The sequence below is a fragment of the Streptomyces sp. NPDC090088 genome (assembly GCF_044747345.1).
Classification (GTDB): domain Bacteria; phylum Actinomycetota; class Actinomycetes; order Streptomycetales; family Streptomycetaceae; genus Streptomyces.
Map to the genome: position 1 here is coordinate 277462 of NZ_JBIVDZ010000002.1, position 25870 is coordinate 303331.

The 25870-nt window shown below is 69.2% G+C and carries 23 protein-coding genes and 1 tRNA gene; 14 read left to right on the forward strand and 10 right to left on the reverse strand.

The window, feature by feature from the left end:
- The first annotated feature begins 66 nt into the window (after positions 1-66).
- On the forward strand, positions 67-1527 hold the full coding sequence (locus ACIPSJ_RS09925; RefSeq protein WP_401344931.1) for an MFS transporter: 1461 nt from the start codon (positions 67-69) through the stop codon (positions 1525-1527).
- A gap of 162 nt (positions 1528-1689) precedes the next feature.
- Positions 1690-2745 (forward strand): UDP-N-acetylmuramate dehydrogenase, encoded by a 1056-nt coding sequence (locus ACIPSJ_RS09930; RefSeq protein WP_401344933.1) that lies wholly within the window; start codon positions 1690-1692, stop codon positions 2743-2745.
- A gap of 72 nt (positions 2746-2817) precedes the next feature.
- Here ACIPSJ_RS09930 and ACIPSJ_RS09935 read toward each other — a convergent pair whose 3' ends face one another.
- Positions 2818-3447 (reverse strand): NAD(P)-dependent oxidoreductase, encoded by a 630-nt coding sequence (locus ACIPSJ_RS09935; protein WP_401344935.1) that lies wholly within the window; start codon positions 3445-3447, stop codon positions 2818-2820.
- Between the two features lie 181 nt (positions 3448-3628).
- On the opposite strand from ACIPSJ_RS09935, the gene ACIPSJ_RS09940 reads away from it, so the two are divergent.
- Positions 3629-4252 (forward strand): helix-turn-helix domain-containing protein, encoded by a 624-nt coding sequence (locus ACIPSJ_RS09940; protein ID WP_355719912.1) that lies wholly within the window; start codon positions 3629-3631, stop codon positions 4250-4252.
- A gap of 18 nt (positions 4253-4270) precedes the next feature.
- The gene (locus ACIPSJ_RS09945) at positions 4271-4936 is read left to right on the forward strand and encodes a hypothetical protein (protein ID WP_401344938.1); all 666 of its coding nucleotides are present in this window, start codon (positions 4271-4273) and stop codon (positions 4934-4936) included.
- Between the two features lie 23 nt (positions 4937-4959).
- On the opposite strand, the gene ACIPSJ_RS09950 is transcribed toward ACIPSJ_RS09945, so the two are convergent.
- Both ACIPSJ_RS09950 and ACIPSJ_RS09955 read right to left on the reverse strand, forming a co-directional pair.
- A complete protein-coding gene (locus ACIPSJ_RS09950) occupies positions 4960-6000 on the reverse strand; it encodes an adenosine deaminase (RefSeq protein WP_359210501.1) in 1041 nt (346 codons plus the stop codon).
- A gap of 143 nt (positions 6001-6143) precedes the next feature.
- A complete protein-coding gene (locus ACIPSJ_RS09955; RefSeq protein WP_359210504.1) occupies positions 6144-7370 on the reverse strand; it encodes a pyridoxal phosphate-dependent aminotransferase in 1227 nt (408 codons plus the stop codon).
- A 261-nt stretch (positions 7371-7631) separates the two neighbouring features.
- Between ACIPSJ_RS09955 and ACIPSJ_RS09960 the strand changes: the two genes are divergently transcribed.
- The 10 genes from ACIPSJ_RS09960 (at position 7632) to ACIPSJ_RS10005 (ending at position 20883) form a co-directional block, all read left to right on the forward strand.
- A tRNA-Trp gene (locus ACIPSJ_RS09960) sits at positions 7632-7704 on the forward strand.
- Between the two features lie 112 nt (positions 7705-7816).
- Entirely contained in the window at positions 7817-8101 is a 285-nt protein-coding gene (gene secE, locus ACIPSJ_RS09965) for a preprotein translocase subunit SecE (RefSeq protein ID WP_355719923.1), read from the forward strand.
- A gap of 80 nt (positions 8102-8181) precedes the next feature.
- Complete coding sequence (gene nusG / locus ACIPSJ_RS09970; RefSeq protein ID WP_401344941.1) at positions 8182-9054, forward strand: transcription termination/antitermination protein NusG; 873 nt, start codon at positions 8182-8184, stop codon at positions 9052-9054.
- A gap of 166 nt (positions 9055-9220) precedes the next feature.
- Positions 9221-9655: a 50S ribosomal protein L11 gene (gene rplK, locus ACIPSJ_RS09975; RefSeq protein ID WP_005481290.1), complete on the forward strand. Its 435-nt coding sequence runs from the start codon at positions 9221-9223 to the stop codon at positions 9653-9655.
- Positions 9656-9738: 83 nt separating this feature from the next.
- Positions 9739-10464, forward strand: a complete 726-nt coding sequence (rplA, locus tag ACIPSJ_RS09980; RefSeq protein WP_046731102.1) for a 50S ribosomal protein L1 — start codon at positions 9739-9741, stop codon at positions 10462-10464.
- A 183-nt stretch (positions 10465-10647) separates the two neighbouring features.
- A complete protein-coding gene (locus ACIPSJ_RS09985) occupies positions 10648-11520 on the forward strand; it encodes a hypothetical protein (protein WP_401344944.1) in 873 nt (290 codons plus the stop codon).
- A gap of 286 nt (positions 11521-11806) precedes the next feature.
- Positions 11807-12337: a 50S ribosomal protein L10 gene (rplJ, locus tag ACIPSJ_RS09990; RefSeq protein ID WP_355719932.1), complete on the forward strand. Its 531-nt coding sequence runs from the start codon at positions 11807-11809 to the stop codon at positions 12335-12337.
- A 124-nt stretch (positions 12338-12461) separates the two neighbouring features.
- The gene (gene rplL, locus ACIPSJ_RS09995) at positions 12462-12845 is read left to right on the forward strand and encodes a 50S ribosomal protein L7/L12 (protein WP_355720058.1); all 384 of its coding nucleotides are present in this window, start codon (positions 12462-12464) and stop codon (positions 12843-12845) included.
- Positions 12846-13400: 555 nt separating this feature from the next.
- Entirely contained in the window at positions 13401-16886 is a 3486-nt protein-coding gene (rpoB, locus tag ACIPSJ_RS10000; RefSeq protein ID WP_355719935.1) for a DNA-directed RNA polymerase subunit beta, read from the forward strand.
- A gap of 97 nt (positions 16887-16983) precedes the next feature.
- Positions 16984-20883, forward strand: coding sequence for a DNA-directed RNA polymerase subunit beta' (locus ACIPSJ_RS10005; RefSeq protein WP_359210514.1), 3900 nt, complete (start codon positions 16984-16986; stop codon positions 20881-20883).
- 60 nt (positions 20884-20943) lie between these two features.
- Here the strand turns inward: ACIPSJ_RS10005 and ACIPSJ_RS10010 are convergent, their stop codons facing one another.
- The 7 genes from ACIPSJ_RS10010 to ACIPSJ_RS10040 form a co-directional block, all read right to left on the reverse strand.
- Positions 20944-21207, reverse strand: a complete 264-nt coding sequence (locus ACIPSJ_RS10010; RefSeq protein WP_359210517.1) for a hypothetical protein — start codon at positions 21205-21207, stop codon at positions 20944-20946.
- Positions 21194-21421, reverse strand: a complete 228-nt coding sequence (locus tag ACIPSJ_RS10015; RefSeq protein WP_355719944.1) for a hypothetical protein — start codon at positions 21419-21421, stop codon at positions 21194-21196. Before ACIPSJ_RS10015 ends, ACIPSJ_RS10010 begins: the two co-directional genes overlap by 14 nt.
- Before the next feature lie 3 nt (positions 21422-21424).
- The gene (locus tag ACIPSJ_RS10020; protein ID WP_359210520.1) at positions 21425-22309 is read right to left on the reverse strand and encodes a peptidoglycan-binding protein; all 885 of its coding nucleotides are present in this window, start codon (positions 22307-22309) and stop codon (positions 21425-21427) included.
- A gap of 144 nt (positions 22310-22453) precedes the next feature.
- A complete protein-coding gene (locus tag ACIPSJ_RS10025) occupies positions 22454-22867 on the reverse strand; it encodes an ATP-binding protein (protein ID WP_359210523.1) in 414 nt (137 codons plus the stop codon).
- A 20-nt stretch (positions 22868-22887) separates the two neighbouring features.
- Positions 22888-23604, reverse strand: coding sequence for a hypothetical protein (locus ACIPSJ_RS10030; RefSeq protein ID WP_359210526.1), 717 nt, complete (start codon positions 23602-23604; stop codon positions 22888-22890).
- Positions 23604-24758, reverse strand: a complete 1155-nt coding sequence (locus ACIPSJ_RS10035) for a hypothetical protein (RefSeq protein ID WP_401344947.1) — start codon at positions 24756-24758, stop codon at positions 23604-23606. The genes ACIPSJ_RS10030 and ACIPSJ_RS10035 overlap by 1 nt, the downstream gene beginning before the upstream one ends.
- On the reverse strand, positions 24755-25870 hold the full coding sequence (locus tag ACIPSJ_RS10040; RefSeq protein WP_359210531.1) for a hypothetical protein: 1116 nt from the start codon (positions 25868-25870) through the stop codon (positions 24755-24757). The genes ACIPSJ_RS10035 and ACIPSJ_RS10040 overlap by 4 nt, the downstream gene beginning before the upstream one ends.

Genomic DNA, 25870 nt, shown 5'->3' on the forward strand with positions numbered 1-25870 from the left:
TTTCATGGGGTCGAAAGTTAGTGACTCATAACTAATCAACTGGTGAAACCACGCTCAGGGGGAGCGATGTCAGAACAGACCGCACAACCGACAGCACAGCAGCCCGCACGTCGCGGGAGCGTCGCATGGGCGCTCGTCATCACGGGTGCCGCCGGGTTCATGGCGTCCCTCGACAACCTCGTCGTCACCACCGCACTGCCCTCCATCCGCAGGGACCTCGGCGGTGCGCTGGACGACCTCGAATGGACCGTGAGCGCCTACACGCTCACCTTCGCCGTGCTGCTGATGTTCGGCGCCGCCCTCGGCGACCGCTTCGGCCGCCGTCGGCTCTTCCTGGCCGGGCTCGCCGTCTTCACCGGCGCCTCCGCCGCCGCGGCCATGGCGCCCGGCATCGACTCCCTGATCGCCGCCCGCGCGGTCCAGGGCGTCGGCGCGGCCATCATGATGCCGCTCACCCTCACCCTGCTGACGGCCGCGGTGCCGGAGGCCAGGCGGGGGATGGCGTACGGCATCTGGGGTGCCGTCAACGGGCTCGCGGTCGCCTCAGGACCGCTCATCGGCGGCAGTCTCACCGAACACGTGTCCTGGCATTGGATCTTCTGGCTGAACGTGCCGCTCGGCATAGCACTGCTGCCGCTCGCCCGGCTCCGTCTCGCCGAGTCGTACGGCACCGGCGCCCCGCTCGACGTCCCCGGCACCCTGCTCGCCAGCGGCGGCCTCTTCGGGATCGTCTACGGCCTGGTGCGCGGCCCCGCCGACGGCTGGGCCAGCCCCCTCGTGCTCACCGGACTGTCCGCGGGCGCCGCCCTGCTCGCCGGATTCGTCCTGCACGGCAGCCGCGCCAAGAACCCCATGCTGCCGATGCGGCTCTTCCGCTCCCGCGCCTTCTCCGGGATCAACGCCGCGAGCCTGCTGATGTTCCTCGGGATGTTCGGCTCGATCTTCCTGCTCAGCCAGTACATGCAGGGCGTCCTCGGCTACTCGCCCACCGAGGCCGGCCTCAGGATGCTGCCCTGGACGGGCATGCCGATGCTCGTCGCGCCGATCGCCGGGATCCTCTCCGACCGGATCGGCGGCCGGCCCGTCGTCGCCGCCGGACTCTTCCTGCAGGCCGCCGGGCTCGCCTACCTGGCGTCGGTCGTCACCGCGGACGCCTCCTACGGCGCGCAGCTGCCCGGGCTGATCGTCAGCGGCATCGGCATGGCGCTGTACTTCGCCCCGGCCGCCAACCTGGTGATGTCCGCCGTGCGTCCGCAGGAACAGGGCATCGCCTCCGGCGCCAACAACGCGCTGCGCGAGGTCGGCGGCGCGCTCGGTGTCGCCGTCATGTCGTCGATCTTCTCCGCGCAGGGCGGCTACGAGAGCGCCCAGAACTTCGTGGACGGCCTGCGGCCCGCCCTGGTCACCGGGGCCGCCGTGGTCGCCCTCGCCGGGATCGCCGCGCTGCTGATCCCCGGCCGGCGCCGCGCCGCGCGGATCGTCGCCGAGGGGGAGCTCACCCCGGAGCCGGCCACCGTCGGCGGCTGAAGGCGACCGAAGGCGGTTGAAGGCGGTCGAAGTCGGTGGAAGACGACCGGCCGCGATTGACGGCACGCGCGCGTGGGGCCCCGTTCCGACCGGACGGGGCCCCACGCGCGCGTGCGGCTCGTGGCGGCGGGTGCGCCGGTGGCGTCTCGTAGTCTTGGGCGCGTGCAGGAACTCCACGACGCCCCCCTCGCCCCCCTCACCACCTTCCGGCTCGGCGGCCCCGCCGCGCGGCTGGTCACCGCGACCACCGACGCCGAGGTGATCGCCGCGGTCCGTGAGGCCGACGACAGCCGGACCCCGCTGCTGGTCATCGGCGGCGGCTCCAACCTGGTCATCGGCGACAAGGGCTTCGACGGCACCGCCCTGCGCATCGCCACCACCGGGTTCGAACTGCGCGGCACGACGCTGGAGCTGGCGGCAGGCGAGGTGTGGACCGACGCCGTCGCCTGCACGGTCGAGGCGGGCCTCGCGGGCGTCGAGTGCCTCGCCGGCATCCCGGGGTCCGCGGGGGCCACGCCCATCCAGAACGTGGGGGCGTACGGGCAGGAGGTCTCCGCCACCATCACCGAGGTCATCGCCTACGACCGGCGGGCCGGCGAGACGGTGACGCTGACCGACGAGGAGTGCGCCTTCTCGTACCGGCACAGCCGCTTCAAGGCCGACCCCGAGCGGTACGTCGTCCTGCGCGTGCGCTTCGAGCTGGAGGACGCGGACGGGCTGTCGGCGCCGGTGCGGTACGCCGAGGCCGCGCGGGCGCTCGGGGTCGAGCCGGGGGAGCGGGTGCCGCTGGCCGCCGCCCGCGAGACCGTGCTCAAACTGCGGGCCGGGAAGGGGATGGTGCTCGACCCGGAGGACCACGACACCTGGTCGGCGGGGTCCTTCTTCACCAACCCGATCCTCACGCAGGAGCAGTTCGCCGTCTTCCACGCGCGCGTGCGGGAGCGGCTGGGCGACGCGGCCGAGCCGCCCGCCTACCCGGCGGGGGTCGGTCGTACCAAGACCTCGGCGGCCTGGCTGATCGACAAGGCCGGCTTCGGCAAGGGATACGGCAGTGGGCCGGCCCGGATCTCCACGAAGCACACGCTGGCGCTGACCAACCGGGGCGGGGCGACGACCGAGGATCTGCTGGAGCTGGCGCGGGAGGTCGTGGCCGGGGTGCGGGAGGCCTTCGGCGTGACCCTGGTCAACGAGCCGGTGACCGTCGGCGTGAGCCTCTAGAGGTCTTCGGAAGCCCCCCCGCGACCCCACAATCCGCGGGATCTCGGGGGCGTTCAGTACGCCGCCCCGCGTTCAGTACGCCACCCCCACCCCCTGCTTCACCGTCCCCTCGTCCGTGATCATCGCCAGCATCGCGTGGGCCACGTCCGCGCGCCCGATGAAGCGGCCCTTGGGCGGGAAGCCGCCGATCACCGACCGGTAGGTGCCGGTCAGGGGCTTGTTCTGGAGGCGGGGCGGGCGGACCGACGTCCAGTCCGTGCCGCTGCGCGACAGCTCCGCCTCCATCTCGCCCAGATCGACGTAGATGTCCTTGAGGATCGCGCTGACCACGCCGAGCGCCGCGCGGTCCAGCAGGCCCGCCTGCGGCTGGGGGCCGACCGGCGCGGCGCTGACCACCAGCAGTCGGCGCACCTGCTCGGCCTCCATCGCGGCCAGGACGGTACGGGTCAGGCGGGTCGCCACCCCGGCGTCCTTGCGGACCCGCGCGCCCAGGCCGGACAGGACCGCGTCGCGGCCGGTCAACGCCGGGCGGATCGTCTCGGGGTCGGTGAGGTCCGCGCGGACGACCTGAAGGCCGGAACCGGTCACGGTCAGGCCGGCCGGGTCCCGTACGACCGCGGTGACCTGGTGCCCCGACGCCAGTGCCTGGCGGACGATCTCCCGGCCGATTCCGCCGGTCGCGCCGAACACGGTGAGATGCATGACTTCTCCTGTGGGTTGCCGGTTTCCGTTGTGGGGTGCCGGTATGCGTGACGGGGGGTGGGTGAGTATTCACTCACCCCTCGTCACGTCCTAGAGTGGGTAAGTACTCACCCACCCGTCAAGGCTCCGCGGGAACTCCGTCGGAATCGCTGGAACAGGGGGCATGTGATCCTTGGGTGCCATGCAGCAGAAACCGGCCCGTGTCCGCATCCTCGACGCCGCTCACGAACTGATGGGCACCGTGGGGCTCGCCCGTGTCACCACCAAGGAGATCGCCAGGGCGGCCGGTTGTTCCGAGGCGGCGCTCTACAAGTACTTCCCCAGCAAGGAAGAGCTGTTCGTGCACGTCCTCACCGAACGGCTGCCGCGGCTCCTCCCGCTGCTGGGCCAGCTCACCGTCGAACCCGGGCGGGGCACCCTGGAGGAGAACCTGACCCGGATCGCCCGCCAGGCCGCCCTCTTCTTCGAGGAGAGCTTTCCGATCGCCGCCTCCCTCTACGCCGAGAAGCAGCTCAAGCAGAAGCTCGACGACCGGCTCCGCATGATCGGCGCGGGGCCGCATCTGCCGATGAGAGCCCTCGACGGCTATCTGCGCGCCGAGCAGGCGATCGGCCGGATCAGCCCCGACGCCGACACCTCCGCGGCCGCCGCCCTGCTGCTCGGCGCCTGTGTCCAGCGCGTCTTCGCCTACGAGGCGACCGCGACCGGCGAGCGCCCGCCGGTGGACGCGTTCGCCGCCCGTATCGCCCGCACGCTGCTGGGCGGAATCTCCGTTGCCGAGGATCCGGCCCGGCCGTCAGCCTGATGCCATGAGGCATCCCGCATGCGGCTGAGACTGCGCGAGTTCCGGCCCCGCACCGGTCCGTACGAACACCGGGTCGTCCAGCCCCGGCAGCCGCTGCGCCACACCTCCCTGCGCCCGCCCGCGCCCATCGGCACGCTCATGGGCGATCACGACGGGCTCGGCCGGCTCGCCGGACTGTTCTCGTTCGCCGCGTACGCGCGGCACACGATCGTCCATGTGCCGCTGCGCGAGGGTGTGCCGCCGGACGAGGGGCAGGGCCCCCTCGTCGACCTGGTCCTGGTCCATCACTCGCTCGGGCTGCGCGCCGCGCGGTGGCCCGAACTGCGCCACCGGCTGCGGCAGGGCACCCCGCTCACCGCCGGCACCGACGAGGCGCGCACCGCGCGGGACGCGACCGCCTGGCGTGCTCGCACCGAGCACGGGGACCGCTGGGAGTACTTCCGGCACACCACCCACGCGGGCACGCTCTTCCTCTTCGGCAGCCGGTACGTCTTCGCCGAGGCCGCCATGTCCCTGGCCTACGCGGCCGGCTGGGGACCGCGGCAGAAGGGCGTGGCCAAGGGGCACCCGGCGCTAGTGTCGGGACTGTGGGGGCTGAAGCAGCCGCCGGGCGGCGGACACCCCGTCGAGGTGCTGGTCTGCTTCAAGGCGTACCCGCCGTACGCCCACTTCCGAAGGCCCTGACGGAGCCCCTTGGACGGACCCGGTCAGGACACCGGCGAGACCAGCCAGTCGTCGATGCCCGCCAGGAGCTTCGCCTTCATGTCCTGCGGCGCCGCCGAACCCCGTACCGACTGCCGGGCCAGCTCCGCCAGTTCGGCGTCCGTGAAGGCGTGGTGGCGGCGCGCGATGTCGTACTGGGCGGCCAGCCGGGAGCCGAACAGCAGCGGGTCGTCGGCGCCCAGGGCCATCGGGACGCCCGCCTCGAAGAGGGTGCGCAGCGGGACGTCCTCGGGCTTCTCGTAGACGCCCAGGGCCACGTTGGAGGCCGGGCAGACCTCGCAGGTGATCTCCCGGTCCGCCAGGCGCTTGAGCAGCCGCGGGTCCTCCGCCGCCCGCACGCCGTGCCCGATCCGGGTGGCGTGCAGGTCGTCCAGGCAGTCCCGGACCGACGCCGGACCGGTCAGCTCGCCGCCGTGCGGGGCCGCCAGCAGGCCGCCCTCGCGCGCGATGTGGAACGCGCGGTCGAAGTCCCGCGCCATGCCCCGCCGCTCGTCGTTCGACAGCCCGAAGCCGACCACGCCCCGGTCCGCGTACCGGACGGCGAGCCGGGCCAGCGTGCGCGCGTCCAGGGGGTGCTTCATCCGGTTCGCGGCCACCAGGACGCGCATACCGAGGCCGGTCTCCCGGGAGGTCGTCTCGACCGCGTCCAGGATGATCTCAAGAGCCGGGATCAGACCGCCCAGTCGCGGGGCGTACGACGTCGGGTCCACCTGGATCTCCAGCCAGCCCGAGCCGTCCCTGACGTCCTCCTCCGCGGCCTCCCGGACCAGCCGCCGGATGTCCTCGGGCTCTCTCAGGCAGGAGCGCGCGGCGTCGTACAGGCGCTGGAAACGGAACCAGCCCCGTTCGTCGGTGGCCCGCAGTCTCGGTGGTTCCCCGCTGGTCAGGGCGTCGGTCAGCGCCTCGGGGAGGCGTACGCCGTACTTGTCGGCCAGTTCCAGGACGGTTCCCGGCCGCATCGAACCGGTGAAGTGCAGATGCAGATGAGCTTTCGGCAGCTCAGAGACATCACGTACGTGCTCCATTCCAGGATCCTGCCGTACGCGGCTGCCGTACCGGTAGCGGATTCCTCTTTAGTGGCCTTGCTCGCACACGAGAACGGACCGCCTCCCCGGAGGGAGACGGCCCGCCACGCGCGCGTGCGGCGCGGATCGCCGGACGGACGTCGTCAGTCCTTGGCCTCCGCCAGCAGCTTCTGGATCCGGCTCACGCCCTCGACCAGGTCCTCGTCGCCGAGCGCGTACGACAGGCGCAGGTAGCCGGGCGTACCGAAGGCCTCACCGGGGACGACCGCGACCTCGGCCTCCTCCAGGATCAGCTCGGCCAGCTCCACCGAGGAGGCCGGGCGCTTTCCGCGGATCTCCTTGCCGAGCAGCGCCTTGACCGACGGGTACGCGTAGAAGGCGCCCTCGGGCTCCGGGCAGAGCACGCCGTCGATCTCGTTGAGCATGCGGACGATGGTCTTGCGGCGGCGGTCGAAGGCCTCGCGCATCTTCGCCACGGCCTCCAGGTCGCCGGAGACGGCGGCCAGGGCGGCGACCTGCGCCACGTTGGAGACGTTGGACGTGGCGTGCGACTGGAGGTTGGTGGCCGCCTTGACGACGTCCTTGGGGCCGATGACCCAGCCGACCCGCCAGCCGGTCATGGCGTACGTCTTGGCGACGCCGTTGACCACGATGCACTTGTCGCGCAGCTCGGGCAGGACCGCCGGCAGCGAGGTGAACTTCGCGTCACCGTAGACCAGGTGCTCGTAGATCTCGTCGGTGAGGACCCACAGGCCGTGCTCGACGGCCCAGCGGCCGATCGCCTCGGTGTCGGCCTCGCTGTAGACCGCGCCGGTCGGGTTGGACGGGGAGACGAAGAGCACGACCTTCGTCTTCTCGGTGCGGGCCGCCTCCAGCTGCTCCACGGAGACCCGGTAGCCGGTGGTCTCGTCGGCGACGACGTCCACCGGGACACCGCCGGCCAGGCGGATGGACTCCGGGTACGTCGTCCAGTACGGGGCGGGCACGATGACCTCGTCGCCCGGGTCGAGGATCGCGGCGAAGGCCTCGTAGATGGCCTGCTTGCCGCCGTTGGTGACGAGGACCTGGGAGGCGTCGACCTCGTAGCCGGAGTCGCGCAGCGTCTTGGCGGCGATCGCGGCCTTCAGCTCGGGCAGACCGCCGGCCGGCGTGTAGCGGTGGTACTTCGGGTTCTTGCAGGCCTCGATCGCGGCCTCGACGATGTAGTCCGGAGTCGGGAAGTCGGGCTCACCGGCGCCGAAGCCGATCACCGGACGCCCGGCGGCCTTGAGGGCCTTGGCCTTGGCGTCCACGGCGAGGGTGGCGGACTCGGAGATCGCGCCGACTCGGGCGGAGACCCGGCGCTCGGTGGGAGGGGTTGCAGCGCTCATGGGGCCCATCGTTTCAGACCGGAAACCTGCCCGGCACGCCGGTTTCACAGACTGAACAGCTACGGGCCGAACCATGAACAAGCGTGCGGATCCGGCCCCCGGCCAGGACGATCTTCCGTACGGTCCCCCCGGACTGCCGCTTTCTGTTCGACGCGGCGCCGCGGACCACGTACACTCTCACCTCGTTGGCCACCAACAGCCGTGCCTGAGCGGGTGCACACCGAGCACCCGGCCGGATGCGGTACGTTGGGGGACACACAAAGGGTCGTAGCTCAATTGGTAGAGCACCGGTCTCCAAAACCGGCGGTTGGGGGTTCAAGTCCCTCCGGCCCTGCTACACACACCGCCAGGATGTGTGCGCATGTACGTACATACAAGCATTGCACCGCCGTGCGGCTCTGGAACCGGGCGCGGCACGGCCACGACCCGGGATCAGGTGAGGATGAATGACGGACGCCGTGGGCTCCATCGACACGCCTGACGCCGACGAGGTGCCCGAGTCCCAGAAGAAGGCTCGTAAGGGCGGCAAGCGTGCCAAGAAGGGCCCGCTGAAGCGCCTCGCCACCTTCTACCGCCAGATCATCGCGGAGCTCCGCAAGGTAGTCTGGCCGACTCGTAACCAGCTGACGTCGTACACCACCGTGGTGATCTTCTTCGTCGCCGTCATGATCGCTCTGGTGACCGTGATTGACTATGGACTCAACCACGCGGCCAAGTACGTCTTCGGCTGAGCACAGAGCGAAGGGCGCCGTGGTACCGGCGCCCGTTTTCGCATGTTCTACCCCTATGTATCCAGGAAGAAGCAGCCATCGTGTCTGACCCGAACCTGAACGACGCCGTCGAGCCCGAAGAGGCCGTCGCAGACGAGCTGGACATCGTCGAGGGCGCGGACGAGCAGGACGAGTTCGAGGCTGCCGAGGCCGCACTGGGAGAGCCGGCCGAGGAGACCGCGGTCCACGTCGAGGACGAGGACGAGGAAGAGCCCGTCGAGGACGAGTCCGAAGAGGACGAAGAGCTCGAAGCGGCCGCCGAGGAAGAGCTTGCCGAGGAAGAGCCCGCCGAGCCGGTCGACCCCGTCCAGGCCCTGCGCGAGGAGCTGCGTGTGCTCCCCGGCGAGTGGTACGTCATCCACACCTACGCCGGCTACGAGAACCGCGTGAAGACCAACCTGGAGCAGCGCGCCGTCTCGCTGAACGTCGAGGACTTCATCTTCCAGGCCGAGGTGCCGCAGGAAGAGGTCGCCCAGATCAAGAACGGCGAGCGCAAGACGATCAAGCAGAACAAGCTGCCCGGTTACGTGCTCGTCCGTATGGACCTGACCAACGAGTCCTGGGGTGTCGTCCGCAACACCCCCGGCGTCACCGGCTTCGTCGGCAACGCCTACGACCCGTACCCGCTGACCCTGGACGAGATCGTCAAGATGCTCGCCCCGGAGGCCGAGGAGAAGGCGGCCCGCGAGGCCGCCGAGGCCGAGGGCAAGCCGGCGCCGCAGCGCAAGGTCGAGGTCCAGGTGCTGGACTTCGAGGTCGGCGACTCGGTCACCGTCACCGACGGCCCGTTCGCCACGCTCCAGGCCACGATCAACGAGATCAACCCCGACTCCAAGAAGGTCAAGGGTCTGGTGGAGATCTTCGGTCGTGAGACGCCGGTGGAGCTGTCGTTCGACCAGATCCAGAAGAACTAGTTCCTTCTAGTTCCTTCAGGGCGTACCGCTTCCGAGCAGGTCAGGCACTCGCCTGACCTGCTCGGTTTTTGGCCGCGCATCTATACCCGCTATCGTTGTGCGGTATGCCTGCAACCGGGTGGTCCTCGGATGCGGGCAGGACCCGAATGAAAGGACCCGGAGAGTAATGCCTCCCAAGAAGAAGAAGGTCACGGGGCTCATCAAGCTCCAGATCAACGCCGGTGCGGCGAACCCCGCCCCGCCGGTCGGCCCCGCGCTCGGTCAGCACGGCGTCAACATCATGGAGTTCTGCAAGGCCTACAACGCCGCGACCGAGTCGCAGCGTGGCTGGGTGATCCCGGTGGAGATCACGGTCTACGAGGACCGCTCCTTCACCTTCGTCACCAAGACCCCGCCGGCCGCGAAGATGATCCTCAAGGCCGCTGGTGTCGAGAAGGGCTCCGGCGAGCCGCACAAGACCAAGGTCGCCAAGATCACCGAGGCGCAGGTCCGCGAGATCGCCACGACCAAGCTTCCCGACCTGAACGCCAACGACCTGGACGCCGCGTCGAAGATCATCGCCGGCACCGCCCGCTCCATGGGCATCACGGTCGAGGGCTGAACACCCCTCTCGCAGAACCTCCGTGGTAGGGCCTGCTCGGCCCGTACACCACGACTCCTCATCAAGAACACACAGGAGCAGTTGTGAGCAAGCGCAGCAAGGCTCTCCGCGCTGCGGACGAGAAGATCGACCGGGAGAAGCTGTACGCCCCGCTCGAGGCCGTCCGTCTCGCCAAGGAGACCTCCACGACCAAGTTCGACGGCACCGTCGAGGTCGCCTTCCGCCTGGGTGTCGACCCGCGCAAGGCCGACCAGATGGTCCGTGGCACCGTGAACCTCCCGCACGGCACCGGCAAGACCGCCCGGGTCCTGGTCTTCGCGACCGGTGACCGTGCCGAGGCCGCGCGTGCCGCGGGCGCCGACATCGTCGGCGCCGACGAACTGATCGACGAGGTGGCGAAGGGCCGTCTGGACTTCGACGCCGTCGTCGCCACCCCGGACCTCATGGGCAAGGTCGGCCGCCTCGGCCGCGTCCTCGGCCCGCGTGGTCTGATGCCGAACCCGAAGACCGGCACCGTGACCCCGGACACCGCCAAGGCTGTGACCGAGATCAAGGGCGGCAAGATCGAGTTCCGCGTCGACAAGCACTCGAACCTGCACTTCATCATCGGCAAGACGTCCTTCGAGGACGACAAGCTGGTGGAGAACTACGGCGCCGCGCTGGAGGAGATCCTCCGTCTGAAGCCGTCCGCCGCCAAGGGTCGCTACATCAAGAAGGCCGCCATCAGCACCACGATGGGCCCCGGCATTCCGGTCGACTCGAACCGCACCCGCAACCTCCTCGTCGAGGAGGACCCGGCCGCCGTCTGAGCCCCGCGCTCGGTCCGGTAGCCGCGTCAGGGACGCGTCACCAGCAGGACGGGCCCCGCAACCCTCCCGGGTTGCGGGGCCCGTCGCGTTGTCCGGCCCGCCCGCCACCCCCGACCGCCCGCACGATGTCGGTGGCCTGGGTTAGCGTCGGGGGTGCGGGACTCGTATGGGGGGTGGGTCTGGATGACGAGGTCGAGGGTGCGCCGGGTGGCCCTGGCGCTCGCGGCGGCGACCGCGCTGGCCGGGGCGGCCGCCTGCACCTCCTCGGGAGGAGGACCGGAGGATCCGGACAGGAAGGGCACCACGGCCCACCGGAACCGCTCCCTGGCCGCCCTGCGCTCCGCCGAGCACGCCACCCACCGGGCCCGGTCGGCCCGGGTCCGCTCCAGCACCGCCCTGGGCTCCGTGATGTCCACGAAGGCCGAGGGCGCCCTCGGCTGGAAGGACGGCCTCACCGGCACGCTCACCATCACCTACACCGGCGGCAGCACCGCCGAGCTGATGCGCACGCTCGACTCGACGTCCCTGGAGACCCGCTACCTCCAGGACGCCTACTACGCCAAGGTCGGCGAGAGATTCGCCCGGCAGCTGGGCGGCAGACACTGGATCAAGTACACCTACGACTACCTCGCCACCCTCGGCGGCGGCTCGGGCGCGATGATGACGGACCTCATGCGCAACACCACGCCCAACCAGTCGGTACGGCTGCTGCTCGCCTCCGAGGACGTAAGGAAGGTCGGCGCGGAGAAGGTCGCCGGCGTGACCGCCACCCACTACTCGGGCACGGTGGACGTCGCCGGCCTGGCCGCCGGCAGCGCCCTGCGCCAGCAGCTCACCCAGGCCGGTGTCACCACCGAGACCGTCGACATCTGGGTCGACGGCAAGGACCTGCTGGTCAAGAAGGCGGAGAAGGCCGACACGGCGAACGGCGCGCTGACCCAGACCGCCTACTACAGCGACTACGGCGTCCAGGTCAGCGCGGACCGGCCGCCGGCCGCCGACACCGAGGACTTCAGGACGCTGCTGAGGAAACAGGGCGGCGGCCCGGCCTCGTGAGAGCGGCCGTAGGGGCCGATTTGCTTGACAGTGCACCGGTCCCGTACTCTCCTGATGAAGCCAAAGACCGCTGGTCGTTGCCGTGTGCTCGTCAGAGTGTGCGGTGGCCGAAGGATCCGCTGAACCGCGGACGACCCGCGCAGGTGACTGTGGAAGTGCTCCCGGAACACGTGCTCAGCGTGTGTGTGCCCGGTCGAGCTACGCCCCGTGCGCCTGCGCCGGGGCGTTTCGTTTTCTCCAGCCCCTTCCGAGCGGTCCTCATCACCCGGAAGGAGGCCGACGCTCTATGGCAAGGCCCGACAAGGCTGCCGCGGTAGCCGAGCTGACGGAGCAGTTCCGCAGCTCGAACGCCGCCGTGCTGACCGAGTACCGGGGTCTCACCGTGGCGCAGCTCAAGACGCTGCGTCGTTCGCTCGGTGACGACGCCCAGTACGCCGTGGTGAAGAACACGCTGACCAAGATCGCGGCCAACGAGGCCGGGATCTCCACGCTCGACGACCTGTTCAACGGTCCGACGGCGGTTGCCTTCATCACCGGTGACCCGGTGACGTCGGCGAAGGGTCTTCGTGACTTCGCCAAGGACAACCCGAACCTCGTCATCAAGGGCGGTGTCCTTGACGGCAAGGCGCTGTCCGCCGACGAGATCAAGAAGCTTGCGGACCTCGAGTCCCGCGAGGTTCTGCTCTCCAAGCTGGCGGGTGCCTTCAAGGGCAAGCAGTCCCAGGCTGCTCAGCTCTTCCAGGCGCTTCCCTCGAAGCTCGTCCGCACCGTGGACGCCCTTCGCGCCAAGCAAGAAGAGCAGGGCGGTGCCGAGTAACTCGGCTCGCGAAATGACCGCCGCCTGAGGCCTCGCGCCCCGAGGAAGCGGTCGTAGCGGGCCGAACGTACGCCCGCCAGACATGTACATCCCGGCACCAGCCGAAATTAGTGGAAGGAAAGCCATCGTGGCTCTCACCCAGGACGAACTGCTCGCCGAGTTCGAGACGATGACCCTGATCCAGCTCTCCGAGTTCGTGAAGGCGTTCGAGGAGAAGTTCGACGTCACCGCCGCCGCCGCGGTCGCCGTCGCGGGCCCGGCCGGTCCGGCCGCCGCCGCCCCGGTCGAGGAGGAGAAGGACGAGTTCGACGTCATCCTCACCGGCGCCGGCGACAAGAAGATCCAGGTCATCAAGGTCGTGCGCGAGCTCACCTCGCTCGGCCTGAAGGAGGCCAAGGACCTCGTGGACGGCGCCCCGAAGCCCGTCCTCGAGAAGGTCGCCAAGGACGCCGCCGAGAAGGCCGCCGAGTCCCTCAAGGGCGCCGGCGCCTCCGTCGAGGTCAAGTAACACCTCCGGGGTCCTCCAGACCCCTGTGTGCTGAAACACCCCCTCGGGGGCTGTAACGCGCAGACCGCGAAGAGCGATCATCCATCCGGGTGGTCGCTCTTCGGCGTTCCCGGGAGGCCGACCACGGTTGCCTTGCACCCGTGACGGCGGGGGGTATGGTGATCTTCGTCGTGTCCCTGGCGCACCGGGTTTGCGCAGGGGGGCCTTGACGAACCGCACGCAGCGCGCAATTCTCAGGACGCGTCGCCAGAACGGTCCGAATCCGAGGCATGGATCGGCGACGAAGAGGGCAGTATCAACGTGCGTTGAGGGCAGGCATGTGACGCAGGCGTTGACGATGAAGAGGGTCTCAGAAATGGGGACTGGACATCAGTGTGCCAAGTGGCTACACTGACCCTTTGCGCTGCCTGTTAGCTATCCCCTGCCCGTCACCAGGGGTCTGCCCTCACCCGAACGCCGACGACCGAACCTCCTCTGAACTGGGGTTTCTGTCTCTGTGTCCGGGAAGGGACCGGGGAGCGCGTAGTGAGTCCGAGCCCTCGGAAGGACCCCCTCTTGGCCGCCTCGCGCACTGCCTCGAACGCGAATATGAACAACGGCGCCAGCACCGCCCCGCTGCGCATCTCCTTTGCAAAGATCAAGGAGCCTCTCGAGGTTCCCAACCTGCTCGCGCTGCAGACCGAGAGCTTTGACTGGCTGCTCGGCAACACCGCCTGGCAGAGTCGGGTCGAGGAGGCTCTGGAGTCCGGTCAGGACGTCCCCACCAAGTCCGGTCTGGAGGAGATCTTCGAGGAGATCTCCCCGATCGAGGACTTCTCCGGGTCGATGTCGCTGACGTTCCGCGACCACCGCTTCGAGCCGCCGAAGAACAGCATCGACGAGTGCAAGGAGCGCGACTTCACGTACGCCGCCCCGCTCTTCGTCACGGCCGAGTTCACCAACAACGAGACCGGCGAGATCAAGTCCCAGACGGTCTTCATGGGCGACTTCCCGCTCATGACGCACAAGGGCACCTTCGTCATCAACGGCACCGAGCGTGTCGTGGTGTCGCAGCTGGTCCGTTCGCCCGGTGTCTACTTCGACTCCTCCATCGACAAGACGTCCGACAAGGACATCTTCTCGGCCAAGATCATCCCGTCCCGGGGTGCCTGGCTGGAGATGGAGATCGACAAGCGCGACATGGTCGGTGTCCGTATCGACCGCAAGCGCAAGCAGTCCGTGACCGTCCTCCTGAAGGCGCTCGGCTGGACCACCGAGCAGATCCTCGAGGAGTTCGGCGAGTACGAGTCCATGCGCGCCACCCTGGAGAAGGACCACACCCAGGGCCAGGACGACGCGCTGCTCGACATCTACCGCAAGCTGCGTCCGGGCGAGCCCCCCACGCGTGAGGCCGCGCAGACGCTCCTTGAGAACCTGTACTTCAACCCGAAGCGCTACGACCTCGCCAAGGTCGGCCGCTACAAGGTCAACAAGAAGCTGGGTGCGGAGGCTCCGCTGGACGCGGGCGTCCTGACCGTCGAGGACGTCATCTCGACGATCAAGTACCTGGTGAAGCTGCACGCCGGCGAGACCGAGACGGTCGGTGACAGCGGTGTGAGCATCGTCGTCGAGACCGACGACATCGACCACTTCGGCAACCGTCGTCTGCGCAGCGTCGGCGAGCTCATCCAGAACCAGGTCCGTACCGGCCTGGCCCGTATGGAGCGCGTCGTCCGCGAGCGGATGACCACCCAGGACGTCGAGGCGATCACGCCGCAGACCCTGATCAACATCCGGCCGGTCGTCGCCTCCATCAAGGAGTTCTTCGGCACCAGCCAGCTGTCGCAGTTCATGGACCAGAACAACCCGCTGTCGGGTCTCACCCACAAGCGCCGTCTGTCGGCGCTTGGCCCGGGTGGTCTCTCCCGTGAGCGGGCCGGCTTCGAGGTCCGTGACGTGCACCCCTCGCACTACGGCCGTATGTGCCCGATCGAGACGCCCGAAGGCCCGAACATCGGTCTGATCGGCTCGCTCGCCTCCTACGGTCGCGTCAACGCGTTCGGTTTCGTCGAGACCCCGTACCGCAAGGTCGTCGACGGCCAGGTCACCGACGAGGTGGACTACCTGACCGCCGACGAGGAGGACCGCTTCGTCATCGCGCAGGCCAACGCCGGCCTCAACGACGACATGCGCTTCTCCGAGGCCCGCGTCCTGGTCCGCCGCCGTGGCGGCGAGGTCGACTACGTCGCCGGTGACGACGTGGACTACATGGACGTCTCGCCGCGCCAGATGGTGTCGGTCGCGACCGCCATGATCCCGTTCCTCGAGCACGACGACGCCAACCGTGCCCTCATGGGCGCGAACATGATGCGTCAGGCCGTGCCGCTGATCAAGAGCGAGGCCCCGCTCGTCGGCACCGGCATGGAGTACCGCTCCGCCGTCGACGCCGGTGACGTGGTCAAGGCCGAGAAGGCGGGTGTGGTCCAGGAGGTCTCCGCGGACTACGTCACCACCGCCAACGACGACGGCACGTACATCACGTACCGCCTGGCCAAGTTCTCCCGGTCCAACCAGGGCACCTCGGTCAACCAGAAGGTCATCGTCGACGAGGGCGACCGGATCATCGAGGGCCAGGTCCTGGCCGACGGTCCGGCCACCGAGAACGGCGAGATGGCGCTGGGCAAGAACCTGCTCGTGGCGTTCATGCCGTGGGAGGGTCACAACTACGAGGACGCGATCATCCTGTCGCAGCGCCTCGTGCAGGACGACGTCCTCTCCTCGATCCACATCGAGGAGCACGAGGTCGACGCCCGTGACACCAAGCTCGGCCCCGAGGAGATCACCCGGGACATCCCGAACGTCTCCGAGGAGGTCCTCGCCGACCTCGACGAGCGCGGCATCATCCGGATCGGTGCCGAGGTCGTCGCCGGTGACATCCTCGTCGGCAAGGTCACGCCCAAGGGTGAGACCGAGCTGACCCCCGAGGAGCGGCTGCTGCGCGCGATCTTCGGTGAGAAGGCCCGTGAGGTCCGTGACACCTCGCTGAAGGTGCCGCACGGCGAGATCGGCAAGATCATCGGTGTGCGCGTCTTCGACCGCGAGGAGGGCGACGAGCTTCCCCCCGGTGTGAACCAGCTGGTGCGCGTCTACGTCGCGCAGAAGCGCAAGATCACCGACGGTGACAAGCTCGCCGGCCGGCACGGCAACAAGGGTGTCATCTCCAAGATCCTGCCCATCGAGGACATGCCGTTCCTCGAGGACGGAACCCCGGTCGACATCATCCTCAACCCGCTCGGTGTCCCGTCCCGAATGAACCCGGGACAGGTCCTGGAGATCCATCTCGGCTGGCTCGCCAGCCGCGGCTGGGACGTCTCCGGTCTCGCCGAGGACTGGGCCCAGCGGCTCCAGGTCATCGGCGCCGACCAGGTCGCCCCGCGCACCAACGTCGCCACCCCGGTCTTCGACGGTGCCCGCGAGGACGAGCTGGCGGGTCTGCTGCAGCACACCATCCCGAACCGCGACGGCGACCGCCTGGTGCAGCCGACCGGCAAGGCGCGGCTGTTCGACGGCCGCTCGGGTGAGCCGTTCCCGGACCCGATCTCCATCGGCTACATGTACATCCTCAAGCTGCACCACCTGGTCGACGACAAGCTGCACGCCCGGTCGACCGGCCCGTACTCGATGATCACCCAGCAGCCGCTGGGTGGTAAGGCGCAGTTCGGTGGCCAGCGCTTCGGCGAGATGGAGGTGTGGGCCCTCGAGGCCTACGGCGCCGCCTACGCGCTCCAGGAGCTGCTCACCATCAAGTCCGACGACGTCACCGGCCGCGTGAAGGTCTACGAGGCCATCGTCAAGGGCGAGAACATCCCCGAGCCCGGCATCCCCGAGTCCTTCAAGGTGCTCATCAAGGAGATGCAGTCGCTCTGCCTGAACGTGGAGGTGCTGTCCAGCGACGGTATGTCCATCGAGATGCGTGACACCGACGAGGACGTCTTCCGCGCTGCGGAGGAGCTCGGCATCGACCTGTCCCGGCGCGAGCCGAGCAGCGTCGAAGAGGTCTGACGGGAGTCCGGCGGGCCCTGAGCGATCAGGGCCCCGCCGACCCCCAGGCCCCCGTTTCAGACCACAGACTTACAACCCTGAGAGGGATTGACGCATAGTGCTCGACGTCAACTTCTTCGACGAGCTCCGGATCGGCCTGGCCACCGCGGACGACATCCGTCAGTGGAGCCACGGCGAGGTCAAGAAGCCCGAGACGATCAACTACCGCACCCTCAAGCCGGAAAAGGACGGGCTCTTCTGCGAGAAGATCTTCGGCCCCACCCGGGACTGGGAGTGCTACTGCGGCAAGTACAAGCGTGTCCGCTTCAAGGGCATCATCTGTGAGCGCTGCGGCGTCGAGGTGACCCGCGCCAAGGTGCGCCGTGAGCGGATGGGCCACATCGAGCTGGCCGCGCCCGTCACGCACATCTGGTACTTCAAGGGTGTCCCGTCGCGCCTCGGCTACCTGCTGGACCTGGCGCCCAAGGACCTTGAGAAGGTCATCTACTTCGCGGCGTACATGATCACGTTCGTCGACGAGGAGCGCCGCACCCGCGACCTGCCCTCCCTGGAGGCGCACGTCTCCGTGGAGCGCCAGCAGGTCGAGAACCGCCGGGACGCCGACCTGGAGGCTCGCGCCAAGAAGCTCGAGACCGACCTGGCCGAGCTGGAGGCCGAGGGCGCCAAGGCCGACGTGCGCCGCAAGGTGCGCGAGGGTGCCGAGCGTGAGATGAAGCAGCTGCGCGACCGTTCGCAGCGCGAGATCGACCGCCTCGACGAGGTGTGGACCCGCTTCAAGAACCTCAAGGTCCAGGACCTGGAGGGCGACGAGCTCCTCTACCGCGAACTGCGTGACCGCTTCGGCACGTACTTCGACGGCTCGATGGGTGCCGCGGCGCTGCAGAAGCGCCTGGAGTCCTTCGACCTCGACGAGGAGGCCGAGAAGCTCCGCGAGATCATCCGCACCGGCAAGGGCCAGAAGAAGACCCGTGCGCTCAAGCGCCTCAAGGTCGTCTCCGCGTTCCTGCAGACCAGCAACAGCCCCAAGGGCATGGTGCTCGACTGCGTGCCGGTCATCCCGCCGGACCTCCGCCCGATGGTGCAGCTGGACGGTGGCCGCTTCGCGACCTCCGACCTGAACGACCTGTACCGCCGTGTGATCAACCGGAACAACCGACTGAAGCGCCTTCTCGACCTCGGTGCGCCCGAGATCATCGTGAACAACGAGAAGCGCATGCTCCAGGAGGCCGTGGACGCCCTCTTCGACAACGGTCGTCGTGGTCGCCCGGTCACCGGTCCCGGCAACCGCCCGCTGAAGTCCCTCAGCGACATGCTGAAGGGCAAGCAGGGTCGTTTCCGTCAGAACCTGCTCGGCAAGCGTGTGGACTACTCCGCGCGTTCCGTGATCGTCGTCGGTCCGCAGCTGAAGCTGCACCAGTGCGGTCTGCCGAAGGCCATGGCGCTGGAGCTCTTCAAGCCGTTCGTGATGAAGCGGCTCGTGGACCTCAACCACGCGCAGAACATCAAGAGCGCCAAGCGCATGGTGGAGCGCGGCCGCACCGTCGTGTACGACGTCCTCGAAGAGGTCATCGCCGAGCACCCGGTGCTGCTGAACCGTGCGCCCACCCTGCACCGCCTCGGCATCCAGGCCTTCGAGCCGCAGCTGGTCGAGGGCAAGGCCATCCAGATCCACCCGCTCGTCTGCACCGCGTTCAACGCGGACTTCGACGGTGACCAGATGGCCGTGCACCTGCCGCTGTCCGCGGAGGCGCAGGCCGAGGCCCGCATCCTGATGCTGTCCTCGAACAACATCCTCAAGCCCGCCGACGGCCGTCCGGTGACGATGCCGACCCAGGACATGGTCCTCGGTCTGTTCTTCCTCACCACCGACGGCGAGCTGCGTGACACCAAGGGCGAGGGCCGGTCCTTCGGCTCCACGGCCGAGGCGATCATGGCGTTCGACGCCGGCGAGCTGGCGCTTCAGTCGGCGATCGACATCCGCTTCCCGGTGGGCACCATCCCGCCGCGCGGCTGGACCCCGCCGGCCGTCGAGGAGGGCGAGCCGGAGTACCAGACCGGTGACACCTTCCGGCTGCGCACCACCCTGGGCCGCGCGCTCTTCAACGAGCTGCTGCCCGAGGACTACCCGTTCGTCGACTACTCGGTGGGCAAGAAGCAGCTCTCCGAGATCGTCAACGACCTGGCCGAGCGCTACCCCAAGGTCATCGTGGCGGCGACGCTCGACAACCTGAAGGCGGCCGGCTTCTACTGGGCGACCCGTTCCGGTGTCACCGTGGCCATCTCCGACGTCGTCGTTCCCGAGGCGAAGAAGGAGATCGTCCGCGGCTACGAGGCGCAGGACGAGAAGGTCCAGAAGCAGTACGAGCGCGGTCTGATCACCAAGGAAGAGCGCACGCAGGAGCTCATCGCGATCTGGACCAAGGCGACCAACGAGGTCGCCGAGGCGATGAACGCGAACTTCCCCAAGACCAACCCCATCTTCATGATGGTTGACTCGGGTGCCCGAGGAAACATGATGCAGATGCGGCAGATCGCCGGTATGCGTGGTCTGGTGTCGAACGCGAAGAACGAGACCATCCCGCGTCCGATCAAGGCGAGCTTCCGTGAAGGCCTCTCCGTCCTTGAGTACTTCATCTCCACGCACGGTGCCCGTAAGGGTCTCGCCGACACCGCCCTGCGTACCGCCGACTCGGGTTACCTGACCCGTCGTCTGGTGGACGTCTCGCAGGACGTCATCATCCGCGAGGAGGACTGCGGCACCGAGCGCGGCCTCAAGCTGCACATCGCGGAGGTCGGCGCGGACGGCGTGCTGCGCAAGGCCGACAACGTCGAGACCAGCGTGTACGCCCGTGCGCTGGCCGAGGACATCGTCGTCGACGGCGTGGTGCTGGCCCCGGCCAACACCGACCTCGGTGACGTCCTCATCGACGAGCTGGTCGCCCGTGGCGTCTCCGAGGTCAAGACCCGCTCGGTCCTGACCTGTGAGTCCGCCGTCGGCACCTGCGCCATGTGCTACGGCCGCTCGCTGGCCACCGGCAAGCTGGTCGACATCGGTGAGGCGGTCGGCATCATCGCCGCCCAGTCCATCGGTGAGCCCGGTACCCAGCTGACGATGCGTACCTTCCACACCGGTGGTGTGGCCGGTGACGACATCACCCAGGGTCTGCCGCGTGTCGTCGAGCTCTTCGAGGCCCGTACCCCGAAGGGTGTCGCCCCGATCTCCGAGGCCCAGGGCCGCGTGCGGATCGAGGAGACCGAGAAGACCAAGAAGATCGTCATCACGCCGGACGACGGCAGCGACGAGACGGCGTTCCCGATCTCGAAGCGCGCCCGACTCCTGGTCAGCGAGGGCGAGCACGTCGAGGTGGGCCAGAAGCTCACCGTGGGTGCCACCAACCCGCACGACGTGCTGCGCATCCTGGGCCAGCGTGCCGTCCAGGTCCACCTGGTCGGCGAGGTCCAGAAGGTCTACAACTCGCAGGGTGTGTCGATCCACGACAAGCACATCGAGATCATCATCCGGCAGATGCTGCGCCGTGTGACGATCATCGAGTCCGGCGACGCCGAGCTGCTGCCCGGCGAGCTGGTCGAGCGCTCGAAGTTCGAGCACGAGAACCGTCGTGTGGTGCAGGAGGGCGGTCACCCGGCCTCCGGTCGTCCGCAGCTCATGGGTATCACCAAGGCCTCGCTGGCCACGGAGTCCTGGCTGTCGGCGGCGTCCTTCCAGGAGACGACGCGAGTCCTCACCGACGCGGCGATCAACGCCAAGTCCGACTCGCTCATCGGCCTCAAGGAGAACGTCATCATCGGTAAGCTCATCCCGGCCGGTACGGGTCTGTCCCGCTACCGCAACATCCGGGTCGAGCCGACCGAGGAGGCGAAGGCCGCGATGTACTCGGCCGTCGGCTACGACGACATCGACTACTCGCCGTTCGGCACGGGCTCCGGCCAGGCCGTTCCGCTGGAGGACTACGACTACGGTCCGTACAACCAGTAAGCGAGCATGAGTCGAAGGGCGGCCACCCCGTTGCGTACGGGGTGGCCGCCCTTCGGCGTCTCACCGTGCGGTCAGCTCCAGCGCCGTGACGACGACGGCCGCCACGGCGGCCAGCGCGCCGATGCTCGCCAGCGGCCACCGCGTCCGTTCCAGCGCGTCGAGCCGGTGCTCGTGGTCGGCGAGCTGCTTGTCGGTCTGGTCGCTGCGCTGGACGAGCAGCGCGAGCGACCCGTCGACCCGGGCGAACCCGGCCTCCAGCGTGCCGCGCAGCCGCTCCAGTTCCAGGGCGACGGCGAGCGGGTCGTTGGGATCAGCGTCGATCATCGGCACCTCCCGCCCGCAGCCACGAGGGCAGCAGCGCCTGTACGGCCGGTACGGCCATCGCCCGGGTGACGGCGGCGGCGACGGCCAGTGCGCCGGCGGCCCAGGGCAGGGTGGCCGGGATGCCGGCGGCGTCGACGACCGTCGGCAGCAGGACACACAGGCCGACGGCTGTCTGTACGACGGTGCGCAGCGTGCGCCTGGTCGGTTCCGTCACGGGTCAGACCTCCTTGACGAAGGGGACCTTGAGGGCCGCCCAGGACTTCGCGCCCGGCCAGCCGTCGGCGGAGGAGCCGGTGTAGCCGAGCCTGCGCTGCCACCTGGCGTACGACGCCCGGTCGGCCTCGGTCCACTGCGGGCCGGGGCCGGAGGTGTAGGCCGAGCAGCCGTTCGCGACCAGCCGCTTGCCCATCGCGGTGACGATCGTCGACCTCGGGTTCTTCCGGAACCACGCGGCGCCCGGGAAGGGCTGGTAGGCGGGGGTGGTGCCGGTGGAGCCTCCGGTGGCCTTCGTCCCGAGGCGGTCCGCGACCCGGCCGCGGAAGTCCGCCATCGCGAAGCCCTTGGGGTCGATCTTGGTGTTCGTCCACTCCTTGTGGCCGATGACCGACCGCGCGCTCCAGCCGTGCGCCCGGCACAGCGCGGCCGACGCCCGGACCATGGCGTCCAGCTGGACGTCGGGCCAGGGGTCCTTGCCGTCGCCGAGGTTGACGCACTCGAAGCCGTAGAAGTGGACGTTGCCGTCGGTGTTGTTCTGGTCCGGTGCCGGGAGGGTGGCGCTCTCGGCGGCGACGGCGGCCAGGACGTCGCCGTCGCCGCTGCCGGCGTGGTTGGCGCGGCCGTTGCCGACGAGGTGGACCGTGCCGTCCTTGGCGATGACGCCGTGGCAGAGCGGGCCGGGCAGGTCGGAGCGGCCGTTGAAGCACATGCTGACGGAGGTGGTGGTGCCGGAGGTGACGGTGTGGTGGATGATCACGCCGTTCACCGGGCCCCAGGCGCCGTGGCCGGCGCGGTTGTGGGTGCGCCAGCCGTCGTGTTCGACGACGGTGACGCCTTCGGCTCTGAGAGCGGACAGGAGGGCGTCTGCGGAGAGGGGTGTGGCCATGGGCGGGTCCTTCTGATGCGGGGTGTGGGCATGAAAAAACCCGGGCCGGGGGTGGGTGGCTCGGGTGGTGTGCGGTGTGCGGGTGCGTGGGGGTTGCTCGCGCCCACGCGGCGGAGCCGCATATCGGATGCAGCCCCGCGCCCCTTAGGGGGCGCTGGAGGTGTCGTCGGTTGAATCGGTGCCGCCCGAACTGTCGGCGGGGGTGGTCCACTTCGTGCAGAGGGCCGCGTAAGCCGCCGTGTTGTCGGCGAAGTTGGTGAGGGCGGTGGCCACCGCGCGCTGGATCGCGGTCTGGTCGGGGACGACCGGGTCCGTGCCGACGGGCGGGACGGTGACCCGGCCGATGCCCCGCAGCACCGTGTTGTTGGTGCCGGTCTCGGTGAACTGGGCGGTGATGTTGACGGGCGAGTAGGTGCCGGTGATCGAGTCCGGGCCGATGATGTCGCTCAGGCTGGTGTCGGTCACGTTGACGTGGATGGTGTGGCCGGCCTCGGTGAGGGTGGCCCGGCCGGCGAAGTCGATGGCGAGGCCCCAGGGCTGGGTGGTGTCGATGTCCATGTGTTCCTCGTGTTCCTCTCTCAGGTCTGGCGGCCGTGCATCAGCACGGGGTTGGCGTAGACGGTGCCGCCGCTGGTGACCGACGCCTGGATCTCGACCTTGAACCGGGTGCCGAAGATCGCGTCGAAGTCGGAGGCGATCAGGTCCGTGTAGTCGAAGCCGGCGGAGGCGTCGACGGTGCCGCCCCACTGGACGCCGTTGACGAGCACCTGGACGGAGCCGGTGTAGCCGGAGGTGACACGGGTGTTCATCATGAGCCGCATCTTCGGCTGCCAGGCGATGTTGTAGGACATCGCGATCGTCGTCATGGTGGTCGCGGTGGTCTGCGGCCAGCGGGTGTACGTGGTGTCCTGCGGCGGCAGCATGGCCAGCCAGGGCCGGGCGAGACCGCCGACGCCGACGTCGTCCGAGACGATCTCCCTGGCACCGGCGTCGTAGAGGCGCAGCGGCTGCAGCCCGGTCGCGGTGCTGTCGCCGTTGAACAGGCTCAGGGCCAGCTGGCCGGTCTGGCGGCGCATCGCCAGGCCGTACTCCTTGCCGGTCCACTTGCCGACCGCGAAGATGGCGGGGCCGCCGGCCGGCGGCCGGACGGCCAGCGAGCCGCCGCCGGTGATCTCCACGCTGCCGCCCGTGACGGTGTTCTGGGCGGGCCGGGTGTTGACGGCGGTGGAGAGCTGCTGGATCCGGCGTTCCATCTGGGTGAGCCGGTCGATGATGTCTTCGGGCAGCTGGGGCATCAGGCGGCCTCCTCCAGGTAGAGCTCGGCGGTGTCCGGGCGGCCGCGCTGGGCCGGGCTGACCTTGACGCCGATGATCCGGTAGCGGGCGTCCAGGCCCTCGGTGAACCACTCGTCGGTGATGCGGATGCGCGCGGTCCGGCCGAGCAGTGCGGTCGGTACCAGGTCGTCGAGGCGGATGCTGATCTCGGGGATCACCACCGCGCCGGTCGCCGCGCCCAGTTCGGTCCTGGCGAGGGCGTCCAGGGTGTTCTTGTCGGTGATGTCGTTGTGGTCGGAGGTCAGGTCGATGCGCGGATAGCCGGCGTGATCCTTCCCGGTGCCGATCAGCTGGTCGGCGGCCGCCACGTCGGAGGCCAGCGGCCGGGACTCGGTGGCCTGGTCGGTGTTGGTGGAGGCGCCGCGGGCCCGGGCGGTGGTGCCGCCGCGGGTGGCGTCGCGCGGGAAGGAGTACGACAGGATCGTGCCGGGCCGGTCCAGCACCAGGTCGGTGGAGCCGGTCTCGATCCTCGGATGGCCCAGCACCAGCCGGCGCACCCGGCTCCCCGAGTTCGGGTCGGTGTAGACGGTGATGTGGTACTCGAAGCCGTCCGTCAGGGCCGCCAGCGAGTCCAGCGCGTCCTGGTACGTGGTCTCGTCGCCGTCCCGGTAGGTGACCGTGCGGTACACGCCGGAGGTCTCGGTGCCGGGGACGACCAGGATGTTCCCGCCGTCCAGCCCGGTCTGCAGGTCGTCCCACAGGTTCCGGGCGATCTGCAGCTGGTCCAGGTCGGCCCAGGAGAGCGTGTAGTCCGGGTCGTACGCGGACTGCGGCGCCCGGATCACGCGCCGGCCCGCGTACGACTCGAAGGTCGCCGCCTGGATGCCGAGGGTGAGGACGCCCTGGTCGTCGCTCTGCAGGGTGCTGGTCCAGATGATCCCGCCCCACCACAGGTCGTTGCCGCGCTGGAGGTAGACCGAGGTGCGGCCCTCCTCGATGCGGCGGACCCGGGCGGCCACGTCCGCGTTCGGGACCGGGACGGTGCCGGAGAGCGAGCCGGCCTTGCCGATGTAGTCGTCGACGGTGACGTCACGCAGCGGCAGGATGTCGATGGGGTTGTCGGTGAGCAGGTCGCAGAAGATCGCCCGGTAGGGCGTGTTGACGGTGGTGCTCATGAGGCCGCCTCGTAGGTCGCGCCGCCCTTGATGACGTTTCCGCCGGCCCAGGTCCAGGGCGTGAGGGCGTCCACGGCACCGGAGTTGGTGACGGCCGTCGCGTTGGGCTGCCCCGAGATGACGAGCATCTCGAAGGTGCCGGTGGTGCCGCAGTACAGGCGGGCGGTGGCCCGGACGGTGTTGGAGACGCCCAACTCGGCGTAGCCGATGTGCGGTTGCACGGACGCGGCGGTGACCGGCAGCGAGAACCGCCAGTTGTCGCTGGTGGTGGCGCCGGTGCCGTAGGTGGTGGTGCTGCCGAACGCGATCGAGAACGTCATGTGCACGGTGGTGCCGAACTTGACGTACCGGCCGCTGACCGTGGCGTTGCCCAGGGCGGGCAGGGCGCTGCCGCTGCTCGTCGTCCAGGCGGGTGTCCAGTCCTGCCAGGTGGGCAGCACCGGGTAGTTGGTCCAGGCGGTGCCGCTCCAGCGCTGCAGCTGGCCGTCGGAGTCCCGGTACTGGCCCGGGTAGGAGCCGATGGTGGAGTCGGTGCTGACCGGAAGGATGCCGCCCGCTCCGACGGTGGCGGTACGCCGGCCGGTCAGGGCGGTGGTCCAGGCGATGGCGTTGGTACCCGCGCTCGCGTTGGCCTGGACGGCGACCTCGTACAACGGCAGGGTCAGGTCCGGGGCGGCGGGTGCGGCCGGGGTGGCGGCCGGGGTGCCCTTGATGATCTCGACGACGGCTTCCGTGCGGCCGGAGCCGTCGTAGGCGTCGTCGTAGACCCGGAGCACGACCAGGTCGATCCGGCCGTACTGGGCGTCGCCGGCGTCGAAGGCGATCGTCACGTACTCGGTGAGCGCGATCGGGTAGGCGCCCCGGGAGCTGACCACGCCCTGGGAGTCGGGCGCCTGGATGACGGCCCGGCCGGGGCTGACGGTGGCCGTCATGGTGTTGGTGATGCCGGTCAGGGTGAAGGCGGCCATGCGGTACAGGCCGGTGTACGAGCCCGGCAGGATGCCGGAGCGGGTGCCGACGGGCGAGGTCGGGGTGAGGGCGCCGAGCGAGACGAGCCGGGTGTCCTCACGGCTCTGGCCGTCCGGGGACAGCCAGCCGGAGCGTACGGACAT